Source organism: Aquirufa regiilacus (assembly GCF_032470275.1).
Lineage (GTDB): Bacteria > Bacteroidota > Bacteroidia > Cytophagales > Spirosomataceae > Aquirufa > Aquirufa regiilacus.
In genome coordinates this window covers 331,779-358,092 of record NZ_JAVNWW010000001.1, presented here as the reverse complement: position 1 = coordinate 358,092, position 26,314 = coordinate 331,779, and the positions used below count along the sequence as shown (strand labels likewise).

21 protein-coding genes are annotated in these 26,314 nt (G+C 43.0%); 7 read left to right on the top strand and 14 right to left on the bottom strand.

The window, feature by feature from the left end; genetic code table 11:
* Positions 1–254 precede the first annotated feature (254 nt).
* The 3 genes from PQG45_RS01525 to PQG45_RS01515 are packed head-to-tail and all read left to right on the top strand — an operon-like array spanning position 255 to position 3,611.
* Positions 255–1,394, top strand: coding sequence for a Gfo/Idh/MocA family protein (locus PQG45_RS01525; RefSeq protein ID WP_316070456.1), 1,140 nt, complete (start codon positions 255–257; stop codon positions 1,392–1,394).
* A gap of 6 nt (positions 1,395–1,400) precedes the next feature.
* Positions 1,401–2,546, top strand: a complete 1,146-nt coding sequence (locus PQG45_RS01520) for a Gfo/Idh/MocA family protein (protein WP_316070168.1) — start codon at positions 1,401–1,403, stop codon at positions 2,544–2,546.
* 12 nt (positions 2,547–2,558) lie between these two features.
* On the top strand, positions 2,559–3,611 hold the full coding sequence (locus tag PQG45_RS01515; RefSeq protein WP_315575866.1) for a sugar phosphate isomerase/epimerase family protein: 1,053 nt from the start codon (positions 2,559–2,561) through the stop codon (positions 3,609–3,611).
* A gap of 133 nt (positions 3,612–3,744) precedes the next feature.
* Here PQG45_RS01515 and PQG45_RS01510 read toward each other — a convergent pair whose 3' ends face one another.
* The 12 genes from PQG45_RS01510 to kduD all read right to left on the bottom strand — a co-directional run bounded on the left by PQG45_RS01510 (position 3,745) and on the right by kduD (position 18,672).
* Entirely contained in the window at positions 3,745–4,170 is a 426-nt protein-coding gene (locus PQG45_RS01510; RefSeq protein WP_316070167.1) for a hypothetical protein, read from the bottom strand.
* A 26-nt stretch (positions 4,171–4,196) separates the two neighbouring features.
* Positions 4,197–5,711, bottom strand: a complete 1,515-nt coding sequence (locus PQG45_RS01505; RefSeq protein WP_316070166.1) for a phosphatase PAP2 family protein — start codon at positions 5,709–5,711, stop codon at positions 4,197–4,199.
* 4 nt (positions 5,712–5,715) lie between these two features.
* Positions 5,716–6,600, bottom strand: a complete 885-nt coding sequence (locus PQG45_RS01500) for a hypothetical protein (RefSeq protein ID WP_316070165.1) — start codon at positions 6,598–6,600, stop codon at positions 5,716–5,718.
* 72 nt (positions 6,601–6,672) lie between these two features.
* Positions 6,673–7,182 (bottom strand): hypothetical protein, encoded by a 510-nt coding sequence (locus PQG45_RS01495; protein ID WP_316070164.1) that lies wholly within the window; start codon positions 7,180–7,182, stop codon positions 6,673–6,675.
* A 20-nt stretch (positions 7,183–7,202) separates the two neighbouring features.
* Positions 7,203–9,152, bottom strand: coding sequence for a DNA primase (dnaG, locus tag PQG45_RS01490; protein WP_316070163.1), 1,950 nt, complete (start codon positions 9,150–9,152; stop codon positions 7,203–7,205).
* Position 9,153: 1 nt separating this feature from the next.
* A complete protein-coding gene (locus PQG45_RS01485) occupies positions 9,154–10,392 on the bottom strand; it encodes a NupC/NupG family nucleoside CNT transporter (protein WP_315575876.1) in 1,239 nt (412 codons plus the stop codon).
* Between the two features lie 20 nt (positions 10,393–10,412).
* Positions 10,413–12,701: a polyphosphate kinase 1 gene (gene ppk1 / locus PQG45_RS01480; RefSeq protein ID WP_316070162.1), complete on the bottom strand. Its 2,289-nt coding sequence runs from the start codon at positions 12,699–12,701 to the stop codon at positions 10,413–10,415.
* A 2-nt stretch (positions 12,702–12,703) separates the two neighbouring features.
* Positions 12,704–12,922 (bottom strand): hypothetical protein, encoded by a 219-nt coding sequence (locus PQG45_RS01475; RefSeq protein WP_315575879.1) that lies wholly within the window; start codon positions 12,920–12,922, stop codon positions 12,704–12,706.
* Between the two features lie 4 nt (positions 12,923–12,926).
* A complete protein-coding gene (gene gyrB, locus PQG45_RS01470) occupies positions 12,927–14,897 on the bottom strand; it encodes a DNA topoisomerase (ATP-hydrolyzing) subunit B (protein WP_315575881.1) in 1,971 nt (656 codons plus the stop codon).
* Between the two features lie 95 nt (positions 14,898–14,992).
* Positions 14,993–16,516 (bottom strand): bifunctional phosphoribosylaminoimidazolecarboxamide formyltransferase/IMP cyclohydrolase, encoded by a 1,524-nt coding sequence (gene purH, locus PQG45_RS01465; protein WP_315575883.1) that lies wholly within the window; start codon positions 16,514–16,516, stop codon positions 14,993–14,995.
* A 111-nt stretch (positions 16,517–16,627) separates the two neighbouring features.
* Positions 16,628–17,791 carry a glycoside hydrolase family 88 protein gene (locus PQG45_RS01460; protein ID WP_316070161.1) on the bottom strand — a complete coding sequence of 388 codons (1,164 nt, stop codon included), beginning with the start codon at positions 17,789–17,791 and terminating at the stop codon, positions 16,628–16,630.
* A 116-nt stretch (positions 17,792–17,907) separates the two neighbouring features.
* Positions 17,908–18,672 (bottom strand): 2-dehydro-3-deoxy-D-gluconate 5-dehydrogenase KduD, encoded by a 765-nt coding sequence (gene kduD / locus PQG45_RS01455; RefSeq protein ID WP_316070160.1) that lies wholly within the window; start codon positions 18,670–18,672, stop codon positions 17,908–17,910.
* Positions 18,673–18,769: 97 nt separating this feature from the next.
* On the opposite strand from kduD, the gene PQG45_RS01450 reads away from it, so the two are divergent.
* The 4 genes from PQG45_RS01450 (at position 18,770) to PQG45_RS01435 (ending at position 21,971) form a co-directional block, all read left to right on the top strand.
* Positions 18,770–19,153 (top strand): hypothetical protein, encoded by a 384-nt coding sequence (locus PQG45_RS01450; protein ID WP_315575888.1) that lies wholly within the window; start codon positions 18,770–18,772, stop codon positions 19,151–19,153.
* A 63-nt stretch (positions 19,154–19,216) separates the two neighbouring features.
* Positions 19,217–20,005 carry an MbnP family protein gene (locus tag PQG45_RS01445; protein ID WP_316070159.1) on the top strand — a complete coding sequence of 263 codons (789 nt, stop codon included), beginning with the start codon at positions 19,217–19,219 and terminating at the stop codon, positions 20,003–20,005.
* 36 nt (positions 20,006–20,041) lie between these two features.
* Entirely contained in the window at positions 20,042–21,070 is a 1,029-nt protein-coding gene (locus PQG45_RS01440) for a cytochrome-c peroxidase (RefSeq protein ID WP_316070158.1), read from the top strand.
* A gap of 1 nt (position 21,071) precedes the next feature.
* Complete coding sequence (locus PQG45_RS01435; RefSeq protein WP_316070157.1) at positions 21,072–21,971, top strand: hypothetical protein; 900 nt, start codon at positions 21,072–21,074, stop codon at positions 21,969–21,971.
* On the opposite strand, the gene PQG45_RS01430 is transcribed toward PQG45_RS01435, so the two are convergent.
* Both PQG45_RS01430 and PQG45_RS01425 read right to left on the bottom strand, forming a co-directional pair.
* On the bottom strand, positions 21,963–23,261 hold the full coding sequence (locus PQG45_RS01430; protein ID WP_315575897.1) for a glycoside hydrolase family 88/105 protein: 1,299 nt from the start codon (positions 23,259–23,261) through the stop codon (positions 21,963–21,965). The two genes, PQG45_RS01435 and PQG45_RS01430, sit on opposite strands and share 9 nt — an antisense overlap.
* Positions 23,262–23,318: 57 nt before the next feature.
* A complete protein-coding gene (locus PQG45_RS01425; protein ID WP_316070156.1) occupies positions 23,319–26,234 on the bottom strand; it encodes a PQQ-dependent sugar dehydrogenase in 2,916 nt (971 codons plus the stop codon).
* Between the last annotated feature and the right edge of the window lie 80 nt (positions 26,235–26,314).

The window sequence follows — 26,314 nt, the reverse complement described above, 5'->3', positions numbered from 1 at the left end:
GTTAAAAGTTTAGAGAATTCGTAATCTTAAAAAAATTAAATTCAACATTGGAAAAATCGTACCAAAAAAACAAAAAGATTTTTGAATTCCACCGACAAACCTGATTTATTTTGAAAATATTTCAAAAATCTGAACCCTTTAAAGGGTAATTTAATCAAATTAAGCCCTATTTTTGTAACAATCTAAATCTATCATATATGATCCAAGGTGGAACATCCACAACCGCAGCTAGTCGGCGAGGAAGAAAATTAAAAATGGGCATGATCGGTGGAAGTACCGAAGCCTTCATCGGTGCCGTTCACCGCAGAGGTTCCCAATTAGACGGCGAAATTGAATTAGTTTGTGGGGCATTCAGCTCCAATCCCGAAAAATCCAAAGCAACAGGCGAGGCATTATATCTTCCAGAGAATCGTGTGTATGGTTCTTACGAAGAGATGATTCTGAAAGAAAAAGAGCTTCCGGAAGGCGAGCGTATGGATTTTGTTTCCATTGTAACGCCTAACCACGTACATTTTCCAGCGGCAAAATTCGCCTTAGAAAATGGATTCCATGTCGTTTGCGATAAGCCAGCCACATTGAATTTAGCCGAGGCCAAAGAATTGAAAAAAATCATCGATAAATCAGGTCTGATTTTCGCATTAACACATAATTATACTGCCTATCCGATGGTCAAAGAGGCGAAACACCTCGTTGATTCGGGCCAATTAGGCGAGATTCGCAAGATTATTGTGGAATATCCGCAGGGATGGTTGATCGACTTAGTCGAAGCTACCGGTCAGAAACAAGCTGCTTGGCGTACAGACCCAGAACGTTGTGGTGCAGCTGGAGCGATTGGTGATATCGGTACCCACTGCGAGAATTTAATTGAATACATTACTGGATTACACATTATGGAGCTTTGCGCGGATCTGACGATCTTCGTGGAAGGCCGTATGTTGGATGACGATGGAAACATCTTGCTACATTATAATAATGGGGCCAAAGGTGTTTTGAATTGCTCACAAATCTGTAACGGTGAAGAAAATGACTTCAATTTCCGTATTTATGGAAGTAAGGCAGGTATCACTTGGCATCAAATGGAGCCCAATACCCTGACCTTCCGTACCCGTGACGAAGGGGCACGTACGATTCGTACGGCTGTGGGTAATTTATCTGCGGCGACGAATGCGCATTCACGCCAACCGGCTGGACACCCAGAAGGCTATGTAGAAACATTCGCAAACATCTACCGCAACTTTGCTTTTGCGGTTCGCGCGCGATGGGCTGGAAAGCCACAAGATCCGATGTACGATTTCCCAGGCATCGAGGAGGGAATTATGGGGATGGCATTCATTGAGAACGTGGTTCGTTCGGCCAAAGACAACCAAAACAAATGGACAAAATTCGAAATTTAATAGATCATGACTAAAATTAAAGTAGGTATCGTAGGTACCGGTTTCATCGGACCCGCACACATCGAAGCGCTTCGCCGCTTACCCAACATCGACGTCGCTGCACTTTGTGAAGTAACGATTGAATTAGCTGAAGCGAAAGCGAAGCAATTGGGCATTGGCCGTTGGTATACTTTCGAAGACTTATTGAAACAAGACGACATACAATGTGTACATATCTGTACGCCAAACTTCCTACACTACTCGCAATCGAAAGCTGCTTTATTAGCAGGTAAGCACGTGGTATGTGAAAAACCTTTGGCCAAAGATTTACATGAGGCTGAGGAATTAGTGGAATTGGCAGCGAAAACAGGCTTGGTGAATGCGGTGCACTTCAACTTGCGTTATTATCCGTTGGTTCGTCAAATGAAAACCATGCGCGAGAAGGGCGATTTGGGAGAAATTTATTCGATCATCGGTAGCTATTTACAAGATTGGTTATTTTATAATACAGACTACAACTGGCGTTTAGAACCGGATAAATCAGGCGATTCTCGTGCGATTGCGGATATCGGTTCACACTTGTTAGACGTGATTGAATATATCACAGGCTTGAAAACGGTGGAAGTAATGGCTGATTTTAACACGGTTCACAAGGTGCGTAAAAAGCCTTTAAAGCCAGTGGAGACTTATTCAGGCAAAATGTTGCAACCCGAAGATTATGCGGATGTACATATTAACACGGAAGATCATGCCAACGTATTATTACGTTTTGACAATGGAAACCGTGGTTGTGTGACGGTATCGCAAGTTTCAGCGGGTCGTAAGAACCAATTGAAATTAGAAATTTCAGGATCAAATAAAACATTTGCCTTCAATTCAGAATCGCCAAACGAAATCTGGATTGGTAACCGCGATCAAGCGAACCAAGTATTAATGCGCGATCCATCATTGGCATATCCAGAAGCATCTGCATTAATGACATTCCCAGGAGGTCATAACGAAGGATTCTCGGATACATCGAAGCAATTATTCAAGGAAGTTTACGCGGCTGTTGAAGCAGGTAAGCAACCTGAAAATCCAAAATACCCGACGTTTGCCGACGGATACCGCGAGTTATTGATTTGCGAGCGCATCTTGGATTCGACACGTTCACAAAAGTGGGTTAAAATCTAAACCTTTAATAATATGAATACGATCAAAGGGCCAGCGATATTTTTGGCACAATTTATGGGGGATGAAGCTCCCTTCAATTCCTTAGATAGCATCACCACATGGGTGGCGTCTTTGGGATACAAAGGGGTTCAAATTCCATCATGGGATTCACGTTGCATCGATTTGCAAAAAGCGGCGGAGTCAAAAACGTATTGCGATGAAATCGTGGGAATGTTGGCTGCCAAAGGCTTACAAATCACCGAGTTATCTACGCACTTACAAGGACAATTAGTTGCCGTTAACCCGGCATACGATTTAGGATTTGATGGTTTTGCACCGGATTCTGTGAAAGGAAATCCAAAAGCGCGAACGGAATGGGCGGTCCAACAATTGAAATATGCGGCTAAGGCTTCTCAAAACTTGGGATTGAACGCACATGCGACATTCTCGGGAGCTTTGATGTGGCACACGGTTTATCCATGGCCACAACGTCCTGCGGGATTAGTTGAGCAAGGGTTTAAAGAATTAGGTCGCCGTTGGTTACCGATTTTGAATACCTTCGACGAATGCGGCGTAGATTTATGTTATGAGATTCACCCTGGTGAAGACCTGCATGATGGCGTGACGTTCGAGATGTTTTTGGATGAGGTGAAAGGCCACAAGCGTGCCAACTTATTGTATGATCCATCGCATTTTGTTTTACAGGCATTGGACTATAAACAATACATCGATTTCTACCACGAACGTATCAAAATGTTCCACGTCAAAGATGCGGAGTTTAACCCAACAGGTAAGCAAGGTGTTTATGGTGGATACCAATCTTGGATCAATCGTGCGGGACGTTTCCGTTCATTAGGTGATGGCCAAGTAGATTTCAAGAGCATCTTCTCGAAATTAACGCAATACGGTTATGATGGCTGGGCAGTGTTAGAATGGGAATGCTGCATCAAGGATCCGGTTCAAGGAGCGACAGAAGGAGCACCATTTATTTCAAGCCACATCATCAAGGCGACTGAAAAAGTGTTCGATGATTTCGCGGGAACTGGCGCTGACGAAGAGTTAAATAAGAAGATTCTAGGCCTATAGTCTAAAATCGAATTATTCGAAATACAAATAAAAACCCCTTATTCGAACGGATAAGGGGTTTTTTGTCGCCTTAAAATGGAAAAAAGCGTAACGCTGCCGGGGTTTTTAACCCCGGCAGCGTTTACCCTCACCCCTAATTTTCGGAAAAAACATAAATAAACCAAGCCGCTGATAACAATACCACATTCTTGATAATGTATTGCCCGGTCAGTGTCAAGCTAAAAAAAGATTGCCAAGTTTCATTTGGCAAAAATAAGACAGGTAAAAAGGTTGTAAATAAATGAGCACCCATTACCCAGAATGCAATTTTTGTCAAGCGAGGGAATAACCACAACATACCTATCAAACATTCCATCAGTCCCAACAACATCAAAAATTGTTGGATACTCATGAAGGGTGCCAACGTAATATCAAACAACCTTGTCACCAATCCTTCCGCAGGTGAAGTTCCCAAGACCTTCAATAATCCGAACCAAATATATACCATCGCGATCATCGCGCGATTCATCCATGAGGCCGTAACCAGTGCATGGAGTCTATTTTTACTTATCGTTACCATAACAATTATGTTTTAAGAAAATCAACTTATTGTGCACCATCAGTCTGCGAACGTTTCACAGCAAAATCTCCAATCAACTTACCATGCTTCCCTCCCATCGAGCAATCAACACGGAAATGGATTAAACCATACACACGCGAATCAGATGCTTCTTGCGCATAGCCACTAAACAAACTTGTTTTAGCAGGAAAAAAAGAGCTCAAAACCGTTGCCGCCGCAAATGAAAAGGTGGAGTGTCCCGACGTGTAACTTGGGAAATTAGGAAGACCCACCGAGGTTTTTAAACCAAACTGTTGGGGACGTGGACTGTAGTAATAGTATTTTGTTTCCCAACAAGCAATCCCGGCATCCATTAATGCTGTTCCAACATAGGCTAACATTCTCGCCATACGAACTTCAGAATATTTAGCCTCAACTCCTGCAGCACAAGCGTAACGATGCCAATGTCCTGGAGGCGTATACGACCCTGGACCATCTGCCCAATAATTAGCGATCGCCGCTTGGTTGCGCGTTTGATTCTTATTAATTGTTTCCAATTCAGCCAAATCCTTCTTGAATTCAGCCGATCCTTCTAAATAAGGTATGGCTGGACGAATTGATTCCATCGTTGCACGATCAAAATTCCAGGTTTTCACAGCACCATAATTAGGTAACATCGGAGGACGCGCCGGAATTTCTTGGCTTGCCCATGGATTTACAAAGCCCAAAGACTTTGAATTTGCAATTAAACCCGTTACAATCGCTTGGTTATTTGCTACACTCATTCCATCCGTTTTCGCACGCGCCATCACTTGGGCAGCCACTGCTCCTCCAAGCGTTGCACCTGCAGCAACATCAGAACCCACATTCATTCCAGCCCAAATACGTACATTTTTCGCTTCCGCTAATTTTTCAGCCAAAAACGGACCTTCCCCAGGGAACATAGCCAATAAAATCACATAACTCGCCTGAGCCACAACAGCATCTTCAGCGGGGTAAGTTGGCAAAGATGTAACCGGTAATAAAGGTTTAATCGTCGCATCTTCGACATATGGCGCTTTACGATTGTATTGATACTTAAATTTCCAAGCAGTCACCAATGCATCATATTGTGCCACACTCAAATAAGCCAAAGCCCTCGCCGTGTAAGGTGGATTTGCGAATGGAAAACGGGGATCCGCTAATGGATCTGCGGCATTCGGAACGGGATAAACACCAGCCGCATTCGCAGCAGGCGCTTGATTGTATCTTGCCGCTAATTCACGTGCAATTTCATTCCAACGCAATACAGCACCGGCACCCCAATACTGAACAGCCGTTTTTTGAGCAGCTGTCAACGAGGGTATAACCACCGTTTTCAAGGAATCGATTTCCTTCAAATAGGCTGCATCCGTCACCAATCGAGGAGCAGCTACACTAACATCTGATGCAATAAAGGTTTTCCATCCACCCGCGCTCACATCCAAATTAGACGGAACGTAGGGTTGGTCAACCACCATATCTACCTCTTTCGTGCAAGAGGCCAGCAAGACAAAAACTAATAATGTATAGATATATTTCATCGAATTATAATTTAAATTGGTACAACACCCCCACCGATAGGCTCAAACTTTGGCCTACATTTTGACCATCCACTACATAAGCAACCCTCGCGTTAACACCCAAGGTTTTCGGTTGGAATTTTCCATAAACACCTACTGACGTCATTGTCATGTCATTTGTTATAAATGGCATGTCATTCCGACGAATGTGATCACCACCCACGCACGAAAAGTGTTCCGCAAAAAGCTCCAATTGATTATCTTTTTTCAAGTAACCCAAACGAAGAGCAGCGTCAAAAGCATCTGGAACCGCAACATCAGAGGTATTATAAAAACGACTTCCGGCTAAATACCCATCGCGATCCGCACGAACATTGCTTCGCATTTGATACGCAATCGAGGAATTCAAATAAAGGTGTTTAGGCAAATCATACGAAATCATGCCACGCGTGATTAATGCCTTTGAACCAATTCCAATGGACATCGGCAAAAAATCAGGTACATAATTCGACACGGGAACACTGAGTCCCACCACCCCATGCAAGGTTAACCCATGCGCAGCATAGCCTTTCGCCTTTAGCCACAAAGAAGCATCCTGAAGACCCTCTTGTCCCATCAAATTACCCTTTGACGCATTGGTGCGCACATAAGGAACGACGGCGATTACGTTAAGCTTCTTGGTGATTCCATAGGCCAACATGGCCGATACGGATTCCGTAGTCAAACGGCCGATATTCTTGTTATCACGAAATAATTGATTTTCCCAGAAATTGGTCCAAGAGGAATTACTGTAAATAACAGCCCCGCAGGCTAATTTTTTATTCATGTAAATGCCATCATGTGGCATTTGCGCCATAGCAGCTTGTCCCGTAATTAACACAAGACAAAGCAATAGTAAGATTTTTTTCATGCTTAAATTTTAAAATACACATACGATTTCAAAGGCCTTTGGGCCATCAAAACAAAAGAGTATCGAGAAAATTTAAGCTTGCCTCGGAGGCGAGAAGAAATCAGCGGAAATCGCTGTTGTAGATAAAACAGGGTGAGATGGCTCTGCAGAACGAGAAGGCCATTCCATCACATAAAGAACCCATGCAGATGCATGCGCACAATATTCTTTAACAAGGGTATTGATTAATTTAGATTTCGCGGGTGCCTTATCTGGCTGGTCCGACATATGTTCATTCACCTGAGCCGCCAAATCGAAGAATCGATCACGTGCGCTCTGATCGGCAACCAAGGTAGTGACCAATTTACCGTCAATGACCTGCTGGTCTTTCATTTGGTAAAAATTATCTCCTTGACGAATCTCTCCAGAAACCGCTTGTGGGGCATCCCAATCAGTCTGATAAGGCAATGAAATAGGCATTTCAACAACAATGGTTTCTCCTGCCTCAAATGTATGCGTATCCTGCGCAATGAAACGCAATGCAAAGCCACCCGCTTGATACAGGAGGACAAACAATAGCATAATGGACAGGATTCTTTTCATTTTAACAGGACGAAAATAAGCTATTTTTCAATAACTGTACCCAATTCCTGTGAAATATTTTTCTGAATTTCCTTTAAATGAATGAATTCAAGCAATAAATCGTTCATTTCATTGGGATCACCCACGTACTGGTCCATGCGCTCCATCACATCTTTGATGTGCTGATCGTTGTAAACCTTACGTAAGCGTAAGATATTCTTGTAGGCAAAGTCTTCCAACAACTCTTCATCCTTCTTCACCTTAATCTCATGTCGGTCCCGCCAAACAGTCGATAATACATGTTTATCCGAAGAAGCGTCGATCGCAAATCGCTGCACCTCCTCTTCCGGGTGATGCAAGTAAAAGGACGGCTCCGGGATGACTCCGCGGGCGAATTCCGACCGACAAGTATCCATGATACCTTTGAATAAAGGTGTTTGGAAATGTACCTCTTCCAACTCATGTATCAGGTATTGCAATAAACTTACGCCTGGGGCTTTCTCTGGACTGATTTCGAGATGGCCATAATTGACCAACAAGCGCATACATTCCAGTTCTTGGTAATAGGCCAAATTTTGAACCTCAACCGGCGCATCCACTTCAGGACCCGGTTCAAATAAAGCTTGTAACTCAGCTTCATTTTGGGGAGACAAAGTGGGCATTGATTTTTGCTGCACCTTCTTCAAGTGCAACTTATTCATCTCAGCCAAGAGCACATCTTCCTCCAAACGCATCAATTGCGATGTCTTTTGGATGAATAAACTCCGTTGGATGGCATCCGGTATCTTCGAGATACTTTGTACCATTTCCTTAATCAACTCGGATTTTTTGAAGGGATCATCTCCCGCCTCCTTCATGAAAAGATTTGCTTGGAACGAGATAACATCCCGCGCCTCTTTCTGAATGTATTCGATAAATGCTTCACTCCCAATCGAGCGAACAAATGAATCGGGGTCTTGTCCTTCCGGAAATACAACTAAATTGACCTGCAAACCTTCTTCCAAAATCAAATCCATCCCACGCAATGCCGCCTTGATACCGGCAGAATCTCCATCGTAGAGAACCGTCACGTGATTGGTAAATCGGCCGATCAATTTAATCTGCTCGATGGTCAAGGAAGTACCGGAAGAAGCCACGACATTTTTGATACCCGCCTGATGCAAAGAAATCACATCAGTATACCCTTCTACGAGGTAACAAACATCTTTTTGTCGGATTTCATTCTTCGCCTGCGCGATGCCATACAGCGTCGCCGACTTATGATAAACAACCGTTTCGGGAGAGTTTAGGTATTTGGCTTGATTCTTCGCATCTGATTTCAGAATGCGGGCACCAAAGGCAATGACTTTACCCGCAACGCTGTGGATAGGAAAAATCACCCGATTCCGGAAGCGGTCATAAACCTTTCCTTCATCGTTTTTATTGGTCACCAGGCCTGCCTTTTCAATGATATCCTGACTGAAACCGTGCTTCAGCGCAGTTTTCAAAAAGACATCCCATCCTTCGGGACTATACCCTAAATCAAAAGCCTGAATGGTTGCATCCGAAAATCCTCGCTCCTTAAAATACGGCAAGGCAATCGATTTACCTTCGTCGGAGTCCGTTAATTGTTTCTTGAAAAATTCTTTGGCATATTCCAAGATGATCAACAAACTCTCCCGCTCATTTTGGCGAAGGAGTTGGTCATCTGTCATTTCCTCCTCCTGAATATCGATGCCGTATTTTTTGGCCAAATGACGAAGCGCCTCACCGTAGCCGAGCCCCTCAATGTCCATGATAAAACGAACCGAATCGCCCGCCTTACCGCAACCAAAACATTTATAGATTCCCTTGCTGGGTGAAATAGAAAACGAAGGCGTCTTCTCCCCATGAAATGGGCAACAGGCCCAATAATTAGCCCCTTTTTTCTTGACTGTCACATAATCCCCGATCACGTCTGCCACGGCAGCCGTTTGCTTTATTCGCTCGACGGTTTCGGGATCAATGCGCATATTACAATAATAAACCGGCTAATGTTGCAGATAAATAAGAAGCTAAGGTTCCAGCGATTAATGCTTTGAAACCTAATTTTGCTAAATCAGAACGTCGAGATGGCGCTAATTCACCAATACCCCCGATTTGGATCGCAACAGAAGAAAAATTCGCAAAACCACACAAAGCGAAACTGGTAATGGCGATGGTTTTCGGATCCAAGGTTGCTTTCAATTTCACCATGTCCAAATAAGCAACAAACTCATTCACAACCATTTTCTTACCCATCAAGGCGCCTGCCACCTCCACATCCTGCGCAGGAACACCCATAGCAAATGCAAAGACAGAGAATACCTTTCCCAAAATCAAGTTCATCGAAAGCTCTGGCATATTAATCCAAGAACCTATATGGCCTAAGCCTAAATCTACCAAAGCGATTAAGGCAATAAAACCGATCAACATCGCGATCACATTCATACCCACTTTCAGTCCTTCACTCGCACCGGCGGCAATCGCATCAACTAAGTTCGCATGTGTTTTTGTAATTTCCATTTTAACCATTCCTTGGGTCTCCGACTTCTCCGTTTCTGGGAACATGATTTTCGAAATCACCAAAGCACCGGGAGCAGCCATTAAACTAGCCGCCAATAAATAAGCAGCAGGAACACCTAGTGAAATGTAGACCGCCATTACGCCACCCGCAATACATGCGAACGACCCTGTCATGGATGCCATCAATTCCGAATTGGTCATATTTTTCAAATAGGGCTTAATCATGATTTGAGCTTCCACTTGGCCTACAAAAGTTGATGCAACATTGGACAAAGCCTCCGCTCCACTCACACCCATTAACCAGTGAACTCCTTTACCCATCGTAGAAACGACACGTTGGAGCACACCCAAATGATAAAACATATTCACCAAAACCGCCACAAAAATGATGGTAGGTACAACTTTGAAAAAGAAGATATAATCATTCCCAGCACCGAATGCTTGGGACATCAACTTACGATCCACCAAAGAACCAAAGACAAATTGAGCGCCTTTATCTGCTTGGCCCAACAAAGTATTAATCGAATCACCTAACCATTGAAAAGTGGCCTGACCTACCTCCGTCTTTAAGATAAAAACGGCTAAACTTACTTGCAATAATAGCCCCACACCCACGGTGCGATAATTAATTGCCTTGCGGTTGTTTGACATTAAAAAAGAAACGCCTAATATCAAGACAATCCCCAGTAAGCCTGTAAATCTTTCCATTCGTTTGTTGTTGGTGTAATTTAGTTTTCCGTTTGCGCCAAATTGACGGTATATTTTTCAAAGGTAAGCTGTTCTATTAAATCTTCCTCGGCAATTTGATAAAAAGCTTCATGTATATTAAATGGCTCACTACTTTCAACTTTCCAGTAATTTCCATCCTCTTGCATCTCGTAAGAATTAACGGTATCACGTAAATTCCAATCTAATATGGTGATGGCCATGTTCTTAGCCCTTGGATTGACCATTTCAAATAAGGACTCAATTCGTCGGTCAAAACTACGAACCATTACATCCGCAGAGCCTCCATAAACTTTCGCTTCGCCCCCGCGATGGAAATAATACAAGCGTGTGTGCTCAAGGTAATTTCCAACAATCGATTTAATGAAGATATTTTCAGATAAACCCGAACGCTGTGGTCGAATACAACAGATACCCCGAATAATTAATAAGACAGGAACACCGGCTTTGGAAGCTTTATACAAAGCCTCCATCGTATCTAAATCTTGTAAGGAATTGATTTTCCAACAAATTCCAGCCGGAATTCCTTGTTTATGATTTTCAACTTCTTCTTCGATCATTTCAATCAATCGATTACGCATATCACGTGGAGCAGTAATCAAATGTTCATAATGCGTAGGCATGGAGTGCCCCGTGATTACATTGAAAAACTCGGAGATATCTTGTGTAATCCGCGAATCCGTGGTCAATAAGCCTAAATCCGTATACAGTTTCGCCGTATCCTCGTTGTAATTACCCGACGATAAATGGGCATAACTCATGACATGAGAACCTTCGTTTCGAATAACCTGAAGTAATTTGGTATGCGTTTTTAAACCGGGAATTCCATAAATCACAAAACAACCTGCCTTCTGTAAGCGTGTCGCCTCGCGAATATTATTCTCTTCATCAAAACGAGCTTTTACTTCGAATAATACAGAAACGTGTTTGCCATTTTCAGCGGCGCGCAATAAAGCGCTTGCAATGCGTGAATTTTTCGAGATCCGGTAAAGCGTAATTTTAATGGCCAATACCTGAGAATCTTCGGCAGCTTGTTCCAACAATTGGATAACCGGCTCAAAATTATTGTAAGGATGATGCAAGAGGATATCCCCACGTTTCATCGTATCAAAAATGTCACTGATTTTCACCGACTTCAAACCCAATGGGGGCACAACCGCATGATTAGCAGCTAATTTGGTCTTAAATTCAGGATGTTTTAAGATTTGCCAAAATGCCGTAAAATCCAAAATGGATTTCTTGATGAAGATATCCGACTTCTCAAGCGTCCAGCGTTTCAACATTTCACCTAATAAGAAATCTGAATGATTCTCTTCAACCTCCACCCGCGTAACGCGACCTAAACGACGATCTTTAATTTTTTTCTTGATCTCATCCACGAAATCCGTCTCCGTATCTTCGTGTTCCACCACGTCAAAATCGCCGTTTCGGGTTATGCGGAATAAAGTCGTCGATTCAATCTCCACATTCCGGTATAATACTTGAAGGTAATGTTGGATAATCTGTTCAATCGGCAAGAATAAAACCTTATCATCCCGTTCAATCACATATAAACGCGTCAAGTTCAAGGGAATTTGAACGAATGAAATCTTACGGTCTTTTTCGTACTTCCCTTTGGCATTTTTCTTGTCGGCAAAACCTACCGTAACCACCCCAAAAATGAGCGTTTTCGCCAATAAACTTGGAAATGTATGCGTATGATCAAAGACCATGGGTGTCAACATCGGGTAAATCGTCCGATGAAAATACGCCTCCGCATCCGCTAATTCATCTGGCGTCAAATCATCCAAATTAGCCAGCATTAAACCATTTTCAGGAAATAAAGGAAGGATCTCTTCAATAAATAAACGGTGTTTCTCCTGGCTAAATTCTTGTGCCGAAGAAATCAGCGTTTGCTTAAATGGTACTTCGCGCAGACCTGAATAATCGGTACGCTCTTTCCCAAAATCGATGTAATTATATAAGGAACCTATTCGAATCGTAAAAAACTCATCAAGGTTTGAAGCCGTAATGGCTAAGAATTTCAATCGGTCAAATAAGCTTTTCTCCGAATCACGCGCTTGGTCCAACACACGCTCATCAAACTTCAACCAAGATAAATCACGTGAAATAAAACGTGCTTTATTGATAGTGTCCTGCGCCTTTTGCATGGACTTCTCCACCTTGCGTTTTGCCTCACGAGGTGCCATTAAATTGATCTTCCAATTCTTAGGCTGTAGGAATGACAAAAGATTCCCCTGAGAGGAATCTTCTGTATCATTAATTATTTGATCTAATTTTGAGTCGCTCATGTTTAGGCTTCTGGAATTTGGTTTTTAATTGCTTCGTAATCAGAACCCAAGCGCCCCATTTCGGTGGCCAAGAATTTCTGAAGCTCCAAATTAAATATTCGTTTATCTTCGTCTGTTAAGGAATCGTAAAGATCTTTCAATTCTTGATTGATCAGCTGCTTTTCCTCCGCAGTACGCGCGTGAATCCCACGCAAATGATAGGCTTTAAAATCAACCTCCATCGAACTAAACGTCTACTTTCGCGTATTTCGCGTTCTTCTCAATGAAATCACGACGCGGTGCAACCTCGTCTCCCATTAACATCGAGAATAATAAATCTGCTTCAATCGCTGAATCAACCGTTACTTGTTTCAATGTACGTGATTCTGGATTCATGGTCGTTTCCCACAATTGCTCTGCGTTCATCTCTCCAAGACCCTTATAACGCTGTACGCCTACACTTTCTTCTTTTCCTCCACCAGCTAATTCTTGAATCGCCAAGGTACGTTGGTCTTCCGTCCAAACGTAACGAACTTGTTGGCCTTTCTTCACTTGATACAATGGCGGCTGCGCGATGTAGATACATCCACGATCGACCAACTCACGCATGTAGCGGAAGAAGAATGTTAAAATCAAGGTACGAATGTGACTACCGTCAACGTCCGCATCGGTCATGATGATCACTTTGTGGTAACGCAACTTATCCATGTTCAAGGCACGCTCGTCTCCATCTTTTCCAAAGGATACGCCCAAAGCCGTAATCATGTTTTTAATCTCTTCGTTTTCGTAGATACGATATTCTTGCGCTTTTTCTACGTTCAAAATCTTACCACGTAAAGGTAAAATCGCTTGGAATGCACGGTTACGGCCTTGTTTAGCCGTTCCACCTGCAGAGTCCCCTTCGACTAAGTAAATCTCACATGTTTCTGGATCTGAATCCGAGCAATCGGCTAGTTTACCTGGCAATGAGTTAGAACCCAAAATCGTTTTACGCTGAACCATTTCACGCGCCTTACGAGCTGCATGACGCGCCTGAGCGGCTAAGATTACTTTGGCAACAATTTGACGCGCTTCTTTTGGATGCTCTTCTAACCAAGACTCCAACATATCCGACATCGCAGCCGAAACCGCACCGGAAACTTCACCGTTACCTAATTTGGTCTTCGTCTGCCCCTCGAATTGAGGCTCAGCAACTTTCACGGAAATAACCGCAGTCAAACCCTCACGGAAGTCATCTCCCGCAATATCAATTTTCAATTTCTCTAAAGCACCCGATTTGTCCGCATAGTTTTTCAACGTACGCGTCAACGCCCCACGGAAACCCGCTACGTGTGTTCCCCCTTCAATCGTGTTAATGTTATTCACATAAGAAACCACGTTCTCTGTATACGACGTATTGTAAACCATCGCAACCTGAACAGGAACACCATTCTTGTCACCTTCCATGTAGATAGGCTCAGACAACAATGGCTCACGCGTCGAATCCAAGAACATAACGAATTCACGAAGACCCCCTTCAGAGAAGAATTCTTCTGTTTTCGCTACACCATTGTCATCCAATTCACGCATATCCGTCAACTGAATACGAATCCCCGCATTCAAGAATGACAATTCACGCAAACGACCTGCAACTGTTTCGTATTTGTATTCTGTGACCGTAAAAATAGTCTCATCAGGCTTAAACAAGACCGATGTACCTGTACGATCCGTTGTTCCTACCTCTTTAACGGGGTATTGCGGAACACCAATTTTATATTCTTGTTGGTAAATTTTACCATCACGGCTATATACCGTTACCTTCAAATCCGTCGACAAGGCATTCACACAAGAAACCCCCACACCGTGAAGACCCCCTGAAACTTTGTACGTGTCTTTGTCAAACTTACCACCGGCGTGAAGAACCGTCATAACTACCTCCAAGGCAGAACGCTTCTCTTTCGTGTGCATGCCCGTAGGAATACCCCGACCGTTATCTTCGACTAAAATGGAATTATCTGTATTGATCGTTACTTTGATCATGTCGCAATGACCTGCTAACGCCTCATCAATGGAGTTATCGACAACCTCCCAAATCAAGTGATGAAGACCTTTGAAGCCGGTATCACCGATGTACATGGAAGGACGCTTACGAACCGCCTCTAAACCCTCTAATACTTGAATATTATCTGCACCATAATTTGCCCGATCTTGAGCTGATGTATCTTGTGCTTCTGACATAATGTAATTTAAATGAGTTGAACGAGCGCATTGCTTTACTCGTTTTTTAATTGTTGAATCTTAGCCTTAAAAATATAAATTTTTACCGAATAATCCTAATGCTTAAAGTGGCGAATTCCCGTCATGACCATCGCAATATCGTTAGCATCGCAATACGCAATCGAATCCTGATCCTTGATCGAACCACCTGGCTGTGTTACGGCCACAATACCTGCATTTCCTGCAATTTCCACACAATCTGGGAATGGGAAGAAGGCATCGGACGCCATCACCGCGCCATTCAAATCAAAACCAAATTCCTTCGCTTTCTCAATCGCCTGTTTCAACGCATCTACACGCGATGTTTGACCAACCCCGGATGCCAATAATTGGCCATCATTCGCTAAGACAATCGTATTGGATTTCGTATGCTTACAGATCTTCAATGCAAAAGCCAACGCGCGCTTCTGCTCATCCGTAGGAACACGTTTCGTTACCGTTTTGAAATCGGCCACACCTTCCATCACTAAATCTTTATCTTGTTCCAAAACACCGTTCAACAAAGTCTTGAACATTTTCGTTGGAAACTCAACCGCATTACGCTTCAATAAAATACGATTCTTTTTCGTTTTCAAAACCTCCAAAGCCTCCTCGGTAAACGAGGGAGCAATTAAGATTTCACAGAACAAAGGATTAATTGATTCTGCAGCTGCTTTATCTACTTCGTTATTCGTAGCTAATACGCCACCGAATGCCGAAACAGGATCACACGACAATGCTTTGTCATAGGCTTCTTTAACCGTTTGACCCGTTGCTACGCCACATGCATTCATGTGTTTGATAATCACAAAAGCGGTCTCTTCAAATTCATCCAACAAGGTGATACAAGCATCTACGTCTACTAGATTGTTATAAGACAATTCCTTACCATGTAGTTTATCAAACAAGGCCGACAAATCGCCGTAAAAAGTGCCTTGTTGGTGAGGATTCTCCCCATATCGCAAGCCATTCGCAGGCAAGCTTGTATAATTAGCCAAATCAGCTGTTTCTCCAGCGAAATACCGCTGGATAGCTCCATCATAATGCGATGAAACGGCAAATGCTTTTTGAGCAAAGCTTCTACGTTCCGCTAAGGTTGTTGATGTTGTACCATGTGCCGCAAAAATGGCAGAAACCTCTGCGTATTGATCACGCGAGGAAACGATTAATACGTCGTTGAAATTTTTCGCGCCACCACGAATCAACGAAATACCACCGATATCAATTTTCTCAATAATATCTTCATCTGATGCTCCCGATGCAACCGTTTCTTCAAACGGATACAAATCCACCATTACTAAATCCAACGCAGGGATATCATATTGCTTAGCAACCTCCACATCTTCTTTCAAATCACGACGGTGTAAAATACCTCCAAATACCTTCGGGTGTAGCGTTTTTACCCGACCACCAAAGATGGAAGGATATCCTGTTAGGTCTTCCACAGCAATCACGGGAATACCTAAATCTTCAATGAAAGATTGAGTTCCTCCGGTTGAATAAAGCGTTACGCCATTTTTATGAAGTTCTTGGATAATCGGTGCTAAACCGTCTTTGTAATAAACCGAAATTAAGGCTGATTGGATTTTTTTAACTGACATGGGGCTTGATAAAAAATGAAGCCACAAAGGTACTAAATTAGCTTAGCTTTGGCAAACCATTTACTAAGCTTTGGCAATCCTTAAAGGTTTGCCAAAGCTAAACGGCAAACCCTATTTTTTATTATAACGCTCATAGCGTAATAAGCCCTCTAAATAATAGTAATCCGCATAAATCAAGGGGACGTCTATCTCCGAATTCAAGGATTTTGCCCCCACGCAATGTTTAATCAAGAAGTTGTTATTCTCTCCTAAAGCTGCGCGATATGCAGGACTTGATAATGACGCCAACATCTTCACCGCATCTGCATAGTAACGCTTGCCTTTTTCACCCGTATAAGTACTCAATTCCAATAAAGCCGAGGCAGCAATTGCACCCGCAGATGCGTCACGCTCCTCGTTGGGGATATTCGGTGCATAAAAGTCCCAATACGGAATTTTATCAGCCGGCAAATTCGGGTGATTCAAATAATAATCCGAGATTTTCTGTGCGAAATCTAAGTACTTTTTATCCTTTGTATTGCGGTACATTTCCACATACCCGTACATCGCCCAGGCGTGGCCACGGGTCCAACAAGATTCATCCTGGTACCCCTGATGTTGTTTTTTGGCCAAAACCTTTCCATCCACATCGTACAAGATCACATGGTAGCTCGAATTATCCGGACGGAAATGATGCTTCATGGTATTGTCGGCATGCGTTAGTGCAATTTGTTTAAAAGATGGATCGCCTGTCTCTTTGGAAGCCCAAAATAATAGATCCAAATTCATCATGTTATCGATGATTACGGGATATTCATACCCTCCCTTGAAGCTATTCCAAGATTTAATCAAACCAATTTTAGGGTCAAAACGTGTTGCCAAAGACTTCGCAGACTGTATCAATACTTTCTTGTATTCTGGATCATTGGTTAGACGCAACCCATTGCCAAAGGAATCAAACATCATGAAACCTAAATCATGCGTCCCCGTATTGTATTGTTCTTTCTTCACCGCAGCTGTCCATAGGCGTGCCGCTTTTTCCCATTGTGCGTTGTGGGAGCGCTCATACAATTGCCACAAACCACCCGGAAAAAATCCAGAACACCACCATTTGGAGGGCATATTCCGATAGGTCCCATCCTGATTCGCGGAGTGCACGGTTACGGATGTATCTGGCTGTGCAGCCAACATGCGTTGATATTGTTGCTCGGCTAATTTGAATTGTTTATTGACATCGATTTTTTGAGCAAAAACCGATAAAGGTGCCAAAAGGGCAAGTAGGATTAGTTTTTTCATAGGTTTATCAGTTGTCAGTCGCTAGTCACTAGTCGTCAGTCGCTAGTCTCTAGTCGCTAGTCTCTAGTCACTAGTCGCTAGTCATATATTTTATCTCTTCACTCTTACTTCTTAACTCACCTCCCCATCCAACCGCCATCCACGGTCAATATCGTCCCATGAACATAATTCGATGCATCTGAAGCCAAGAAAACAACAGGACCCTTGAAGTCATTTGGTTCACCCCAACGGCCCGCCGGGATACGCCCTAAAATCGAGGCACTTCGCTCCTTATCTTCTCGCAAAGCCGTGGTGTTATCGGTAGAAATATATCCAGGAGCAATCGCGTTCACATTGATTCCTTTGCTCGCCCACTCATTGGCTAGCGCCATTGTCAAACGTGCAATTCCACCCTTGCTGGCCGCATAACCTGGAACATTGATTCCTCCTTGAAAACTTAATAAAGACGCGGTGAATATGATTTTTCCTGACCCATGCGACAACATCGTCCGACCGATTTCCCGACTCAAGATAAACTGAGACGACAAATTAACCTCCATGACTTCATCCCAATATTCATCCGAATGTTCCGCGGCAGGATCGCGTAAAATAGTCCCCGCATTGTTGACCAAAATATCGATACGTGGATAATCAGCAATGACCGCTTTGATGAAATCATACAAAGATTCACGGTCAGAAAAATCCGCTTGATACCCCTTGAATTTGCGCCCTAAGGACGTAACAGCCTTTTCAATCTCCGATCCATTTAATTCTAAGGAAGCAGAAACCCCGATGATATCCGCACCCGCCTCCGCAAGACCGATGGCCATCGCCATTCCGATTCCCTTTTTACATCCCGTCACCAAGGCGACTTTACCGCTTAAATTAAATATTGGTTGCATAACTATCATTTGATTCAAAAGCATAATAAAGACCTAATTTACTCAAATGTGACAAAAATCACATTTTGAAAATCCGTTCTTAACGTATCTTTGTCACATGAAATTGCGTATCCTTTCTTGGTTGATCTTACTTGCCTTGCAAATGCCCTTGGTAAATCAATGGGGAGCGGTGGCCTATTACCGAGTTAACCAAGATTACATCGCTAAAAACCTGTGTGAAAATCGGAACAAACCAAAAATGAATTGCAACGGTCAATGTTATTTGGCCAAGCAACTAAAAGCACAAGAAGAAAAAGAATCAAAGTCGGCAAATGACCGCCTAGAGAAACTGCCCGAAATCATCTTAGCTTTTCAAGAAATTCTCGATTCTCCGTTAGTACCCCAACACAATTCATTCAAAACTCAAGTTCAATTCCATTACATAGCAGCAGATGGTATTGATATTCGATTTGGCTTAATCAAACCGCCAGCAACCGTATAAATCATTTCGTTTTTTTATTAGTACCAACCGTATGGCTATCTGGCCGTACATAATGATTTATACATGAAAAATTTATTATTATTCGCTATCGTAGCGAACTCGTTTTCTGCTTGTCAACCTGACAATATTGAGCCTATCAATCCCAACGACAAAAACAATCTTACGATTGAGTTTGATCATATCGCTGGGGCACAAAATTTGGCGCTCGGCTCGACCAAATACACGAATGCATCTGGTGAAGACTTTACCGTAACGACATTAAATTACTTTGTGTCGAATATAAGTTTAAAGAAAACAGATGGGACAAGTGTGACCATGGCCGATCAATATTTCCTTGTTAAGGAAGTGGACCCAACGAGTTTAACACCCGTCTTAAAAGATGTCCCTGCAGGAGATTATACCTCAATGACATTCACTATCGGTGTTGACAGCCTTAAAAGTATTTCGGCCGTCGATCAAAGAACAGGATGCTTAGACCCTGCATCTTATGGAACAGATAACATGTATTGGTCCTGGAATTCCGGATATATCTTTTTCAAAATGGAAGGGATATCAAGTAAAGCACCAGCAAATTCCGCAGGACTAAACAAATTCCAATATCATATTGGAGGATTTGGCGGGCGTACAAGTGCAACGGCTAATAACCTTAGAAAGGTTACGGTAAATTTACCAAGTACAGCTACAGTACGAAAAAGCATCGCACCAACCGTTCACTTTTTAGTAGACGTTAATGGAGTATTTGGCCCTAATGTAAAAATTGCAAATGGCGCAGTTATTATGAATCCGGCAATTTCAGGGCCTTTTGCGAATAACTATCAAAATATCTTCAAGGTAGATCACGTTCATAATTAACATCAACTACTCCAGGCTTCGGCCTGGAGTTTTCTTATGAAAAAGTCATTTCTCCTCTTTTCCATTTTACTCATAGGATGTTCATCTCCCAAAGATGAACCTGTTACCCCTATAAAAAATCAAGAACAAACACTTTTTCAAACGCCAAAAAACTTCCCAAGCCCTATATATGAACTATCTTCAAATCCTGTCAATCAAGCAGGATTTGAATTAGGAAAAGAACTTTTTAATGAACCCATGCTGTCGAGAGACAATACCATTGCCTGCGCAGAATGCCACAATCAAGCATATGCGTTCACGCATCATGGACATGATGTGAGTCATGGAATAGATAATCGCGTAGGTAGTCGGAACGCACCTCCAATTCAAAATATGGCATGGCAAAAAGAATTCTTTTGGGATGGTGGTGTAGGAAACCTTGATCTTTTTTCTATTGCCCCGATTGAAAATCCATTGGAAATGGATGAAAACATCGGAAACGTGTTAGGAAAATTAAGAAAAAGCACGAGGTACCCAGCCTTATTTCAAAAAGCATTTGGAACCTCTGAAATTAACACACAACGATTTCTTAAAGCATTATCGCAATTCATGCTTACACTGGTTTCCGCGAATTCGCGTTACGACAAATACGTTCGAAATGAGGGCGAAATTCTAGGTACAAACGAATTAAAAGGACTTAAATTATTTCAAGAAAAATGCAGCTCTTGTCATGCAGGCCAACTCTTTACAGACCAAACCTACCGAAATAATGGACTATATATGCAAGGCTCAAAAGATCAAGGTCGGTATCGAATTACGGAGATTGAAACCGATAAATATAAATTTAAAGTACCAAGCTTGCGGAATATCGACGTAACTGGCCCTTATATGCATGATGGTCGATTCTTAACACTTGATGCAGTTTTGGAGCATTACAATACGGGCGTACAAAACACCCAAAATTTGGATCCATTGCTGGCTAAAAAAATCCCAATGACCGCGGAAGAAAAATTACAAATCATCGCCTTTTTAAGGACGTTGACCGACAAGGCTTTTTTAACAAACCCAAATTTTAGCGCCAACTAGCATGCGAAAATTATTACTCTTTTTATTATTCGCAAGCTATACAACATGGGGATGTGATTTATGTGGATGTTCGAATAGCAATTCATTTTTCGGCTTAATGCCAGCATCCAACCGGGGTTTTTTGGGAGTTCGCTATCGAACACAAAGTTTTGATTCACACATCGGTTCCAGTTATCTCGCATCTCATGAACAATTCCAGAGTACGGAGGTTTGGGGAAGATTCTACCCAGTTAAAAATATACAGGTTCTTGGTTTTCTACCTTACAACATGCATAGTCAGCAAACCTCGACCCAGAAATTTCAAGTTACGGGATTAGGTGACCCCTCATTTTTAATCCAATATAATCTAATAAACACCTTGCTTGATACAACCTATCGAGAACTAAATCACAATCTACTCGTGGGCGCCGGGCTTAAATTACCCTTAGGTAAATTCCGATACGACACAGCAAATCCCTCCGAAGTGGCAAATGCAAATTTCCAATTAGGAACAGGTAGCATTGATTTCACCATTCAATCTACCTATGGAATACGATATCAAGCCTGGGGCTTGAATTTCGATGGTCAAGTAAAACTAACTGGGACAAATCCGGAGGAATACAAATTTGGTAACCGAATCAGCGGTGCAACCACGCTATTTTATGCATATGGCAAAGGACATCGAATCACATTGATGCCATATGCTAATTTATATGCAGAGTATTCCACCTATGATAAAAGTCAAGGCCAAGTCAATACACGAACAGGTGGAAGCATGAGTCTAGTAGGACTTGGCATCGAATGCACAAGTCGGAAGGCAATGTTTGGAACGACGATTCAAACACCAATAATCCAGCAACTTTCGGGTGGCGAAATCAAAGCTAACAACCGCATTTCAGCGCATTTTACCTTCTTATTTTAAATGAACGGCCGAATCATTGATTTGATAATTCTTTGTTTTCACTAATTCCATGATGGCAGAACCTGCCAACAACACCGGACCGTATCCATGCGCCGCGAACGGGGAAATCGGTCGGTGATAATAAAACGCTGGGTCCCAAGCCAAGCCTGTTCCGACACAAGTACCTTCCACATGCCCCTTTTCATTCACCCGAGAAGCTACCGCATTCCATCCTAATAGCGCCGCAGGGCCATAGGTTTTCGGATCTAACCAACCCATATTGATACCCTTTGCTATCACATAGGTATAAATAGCCGTAGCAGAGGTTTCTAAATAGGAATCATTTTTATCAATTAACTGATGCCAAAATCCCGTTCCATCTTGATAAGCCATCAAGCCTTTTAGATGTAGTTTCAACTGCTTTAAGATATCAGGTCGGGCAGGATGATTTGCAGGCAAAAACTCAAGCATTTCACATGTAGTTAAGAGCGCCCACCCGTTGGCCCGAGCCCAATGAAACTCCGGATGTTCTTCGGCATCCACCAAATAACCATGCATGTAGATATTCAAATTGGGATTAAACATCCGCTTGCGGTAGGCATTAAATTGAAATACCGCCTCCTCATGTTCGCCTAACTGTAATAAGGCAGGAATCGCCATATAGACATCGTCTAACCACATCGTGTGGTGCAAAGGACGAATGCGAACCAAAGTACGGTCCGGCAAGCGGTGTTCTTCTTTCAAGATAAAATCGGAAGCACGTTTCGTCACAAAGGACATATCCGTTGTAAAACCGGCCTTCTTGGCCTTGATCACGGCCATACCCATGGCTCCGATGTCGTCCAAGGCACGCGGATGGATTAAACCATGTAAGACATGTTTGGATTCATTTTTCTGTGCGGCGGGGATTGCCGAGGCAATCAAGTTTAGGCGATTGAATACGTAATCCTTGTACTTGGGAGAACCCGTGATGCGGCTTAATTCCAACATTCCCGAATACGTTACGCCCCATTCGTAAGAGATTGGGCGAAAATCTCCTTGGGAAAAAACGGTTTGATCTTCGAATGGCTGACCGGGCGACCAAACGGCTCCAGTCGTTTTATTGACGAATTGTTTGGGTGTAGCAACGTCTAAATAAGTAAACACGCGATCCAATACGGTTTGAACATCTTGCACAGAAGCAGCACCGTAGTGTGTAGGGTAATCCGGTTGCAAGGCATGCAAAGGAGCCGTCGCATCAGAAGCGGCGGTGATATTTTTTTGAGCGACAAGGCTCGTAGAAATCAATAGGAAAAGGAAAGTATATCGCATAAAAAAGGGCTTACTCATCGTAAAGACAAGTAAGCCCTCCAACTACTTTATGAAATCCTATTTTTTCATTTCGATACCTTGGATCTGAACAACGATTTGTTGGTCAGCAGCCTTCGGATTTACCGCGACAAAATACACATCATGCTCTCCTGAAGTGGCAGTAATAGCCACTTTCTGAGCAGAAGGTGCATTCATTCGACGTGGAGCCGCTGGTGCTGCCGGTGCCGTTGCTGCCGCTGGTGCTGCCGTTGCTGGAGCTGGTGCTGCCGTTGACGGAGCTGCCGGAGCTGCTGTTGCTGCCGTTGCCGGAGCCGCTGGAGCTGCTGGTGCTGCGGAACCCGCTGCCGCTGGTGTTCCCAGTGGTGCGCCTTTACCTGGCGTCGCTGCTGCTGCCGGTGGTCCACCAAATCCACCTTGAGCTACCTCAATCGGATTCGTTTTACCAATCACGGGTCCTGTAGGAGAATCCAAGTGAATTTCAATCACACCACCCGCAGCATTCGTACGCGCTTGGGCAGAGGCTGCAATATCAATGGTCGATATACCTGTTAAATCTAAGCCTTTGTAACCTAAATAAGGATTTTGGCCAACCATGTTGGTTGAACGACCTGGTGTTATTAATTGCAAAATTCCTTTGGTCACATCCGCTTTTTCAACATCCAATTGAGGAGCACGTAAGAATACCCACTTCTCAGCTTGTACAGGAGCAATTTTCTTGTTACCCTTGTCCACATAGGTCGCACGAACGACGAAAACGCCTTTTGATGATTTCTGTCCTTCAGGTTTCACTAAAGCTAACTCCCCTTTCAAGGCAATCTTATTGGAAGCTTTCGGCTCGCTTAAGCTCATGATGTATGACACCATTTGCTTCGCATCTGCTTTCGAAATAGCTGGGTGAGCCGACATCGCATGTTCACCCCAAACACCCATACCACCTGCAATAACCTTATCGGCTAATTGGTCGATAACATTTTGGCCTTTGTATTTCACAGAAACCTCATTGTAGCTAGGTCCTACCGAACGCACGTTCAATTGGTGACATGATTTACAATCACTTTTATTGATTAAGCGCAAACCTGCAGAAGCAAACAAATCTGAATCTGCCTTGCGATGGCTTTGAGACATCTCGATTGGATCATATCCAAAAGGAATGTAATCCAAAGTTGCCGCTACCGCCTCTGGTGCGATACCTTTCTCTAATTCTCCATCTTCCTTGTCGCTTACTTTCACCTTGTATTTCGGTGCTGAATCAGAAAAATAGAAAGATTTGTTGGCCCCATCGAAATCAATATCAACTACAGGAGCCTCGTTTCCAACTAAGATTTCCAAGGCTGCTGTATTACTAGCTCCTTTCGCATCTATTGCTTTCAAGGTTACCGCATATTTACCTGCTTCTTTTAAGCTTAACATAGCTTTTTCACCGGAAAGATTTTTCACAAACTTACCTGCTTTTTTAACCGTCCATGTATAGGTTAATTTATCGCCATCGGCATCTTTCGTTCCATCTGATGTTAAGGTTGTTGTGAATGGAGCAGCTCCTGCTTTACTTGCAGCAGATGCAACAACTTCCGGTTTACGGTTACCCCCTTGGTATTCAATCTTTACCAAACGGGCATTGTCATTTCCTCTAAACCAAGCAGAACCGTATTCCAATACATATAAATCTCCTTCAGGACTGAAATCCATATCGATCGCAGAACCGAAAGTCGTATTTGGCATGAAGCGTTCCATCGACTTATAATTGCCGTTTTCATCCATGGTTACGGCCATAATCCAGCCACGCATAAATTCAACGATCAACCATTTTCCTTCATAATACGAAGGGAATGCACGTTTCGCACCTGGGAAATCGGAACGACGAAACACCGGACCACCCGTTGCCGAACGTCCTGATGAACCAACTAATGGAAATTCTTCCGAAGTACCGTAAGGATACCAAATCATGGCTTTTTGAGCCGGTGGCAATTCACGTAAACCCGTGTTATTAGGGGATTCGTTCACTGGAGCAGCGGGATTGAATTTCGGCCCAATCGCTAATGTTTCAAAATTCACATCCGCATAAGCTTGGTTATTTCCAATAAAATAAGGCCATCCGTAATAGCCTGGGCCTTTTGCTTGGTTAAATTCATCGTATCCGCGAGGTCCTTTTTCAGAGTCAACGGAAGCGTCTGGGCCAACTTCACCCCAATACAAAAATCCTGTTTTGGAATCTAAACTTGGTCTCCAAGGATTACGGTGACCCATGGTATAGATTTCTGCACGAGTTTTGGGAGTACCTGGTGCAAATAAATTTCCTTTGGGAATCGTGTACGAACCATCCTTTTCTGGGTGGATACGTAAGATTTTACCACGTAAATCGTTCGTGTTCGAAGCACCACGTTGATCATCCCAATACGCTTGACCCGGACGCTCGTCGATCGGCGCATAGCCATCCGAGTTGCTGTTACTTGTGTTGTTACCAACGGTCAAGAATAAATTTCCTGCTTTGTCGAAAACCATACCCCCACCGGTGTGGCAACATTCTTCACGTTGTGTAGGTACTTCAAGAATAATTTTTTGTTGGTCAATTAATAATGCTTCATCCTTTAACTCCATACGTGCCAACACGTGTTTCGCCTCTTTGGGGTGAGCATAATAGATATACAACCAGTTATTTTCTTTGAATTTCGGATCGACGATAACGCCCATCACGCCTTCTTCTGCCTCACGTACCTGGCCAGCACGGTTGGTGTATTTCGTATTCGTAACAATTTTACCAATAGACTTGGTAATTCCAGTAGCTGGGTCATATTGTTTTACATCCCCTTTACGCTCTACGAACACGATTCGTCCGTCGGGTAAAAAGGTAAATTCCATCGGTTCGTCGAGCTTATCAACGAGTACCGACTTAACAAAACGATTTTCATCGGGGGCTTGCGCAAACGCGGCTAGCGAGGTACATGCTAGCGTTAGGGCTAGTAAAAATTGCTTCATGGTAAGTCTAGATTTATTATTTTACAAAAATGATACAATAATCGGAAATTAAAAATTTGCCAAATGTATTTGATACGAAA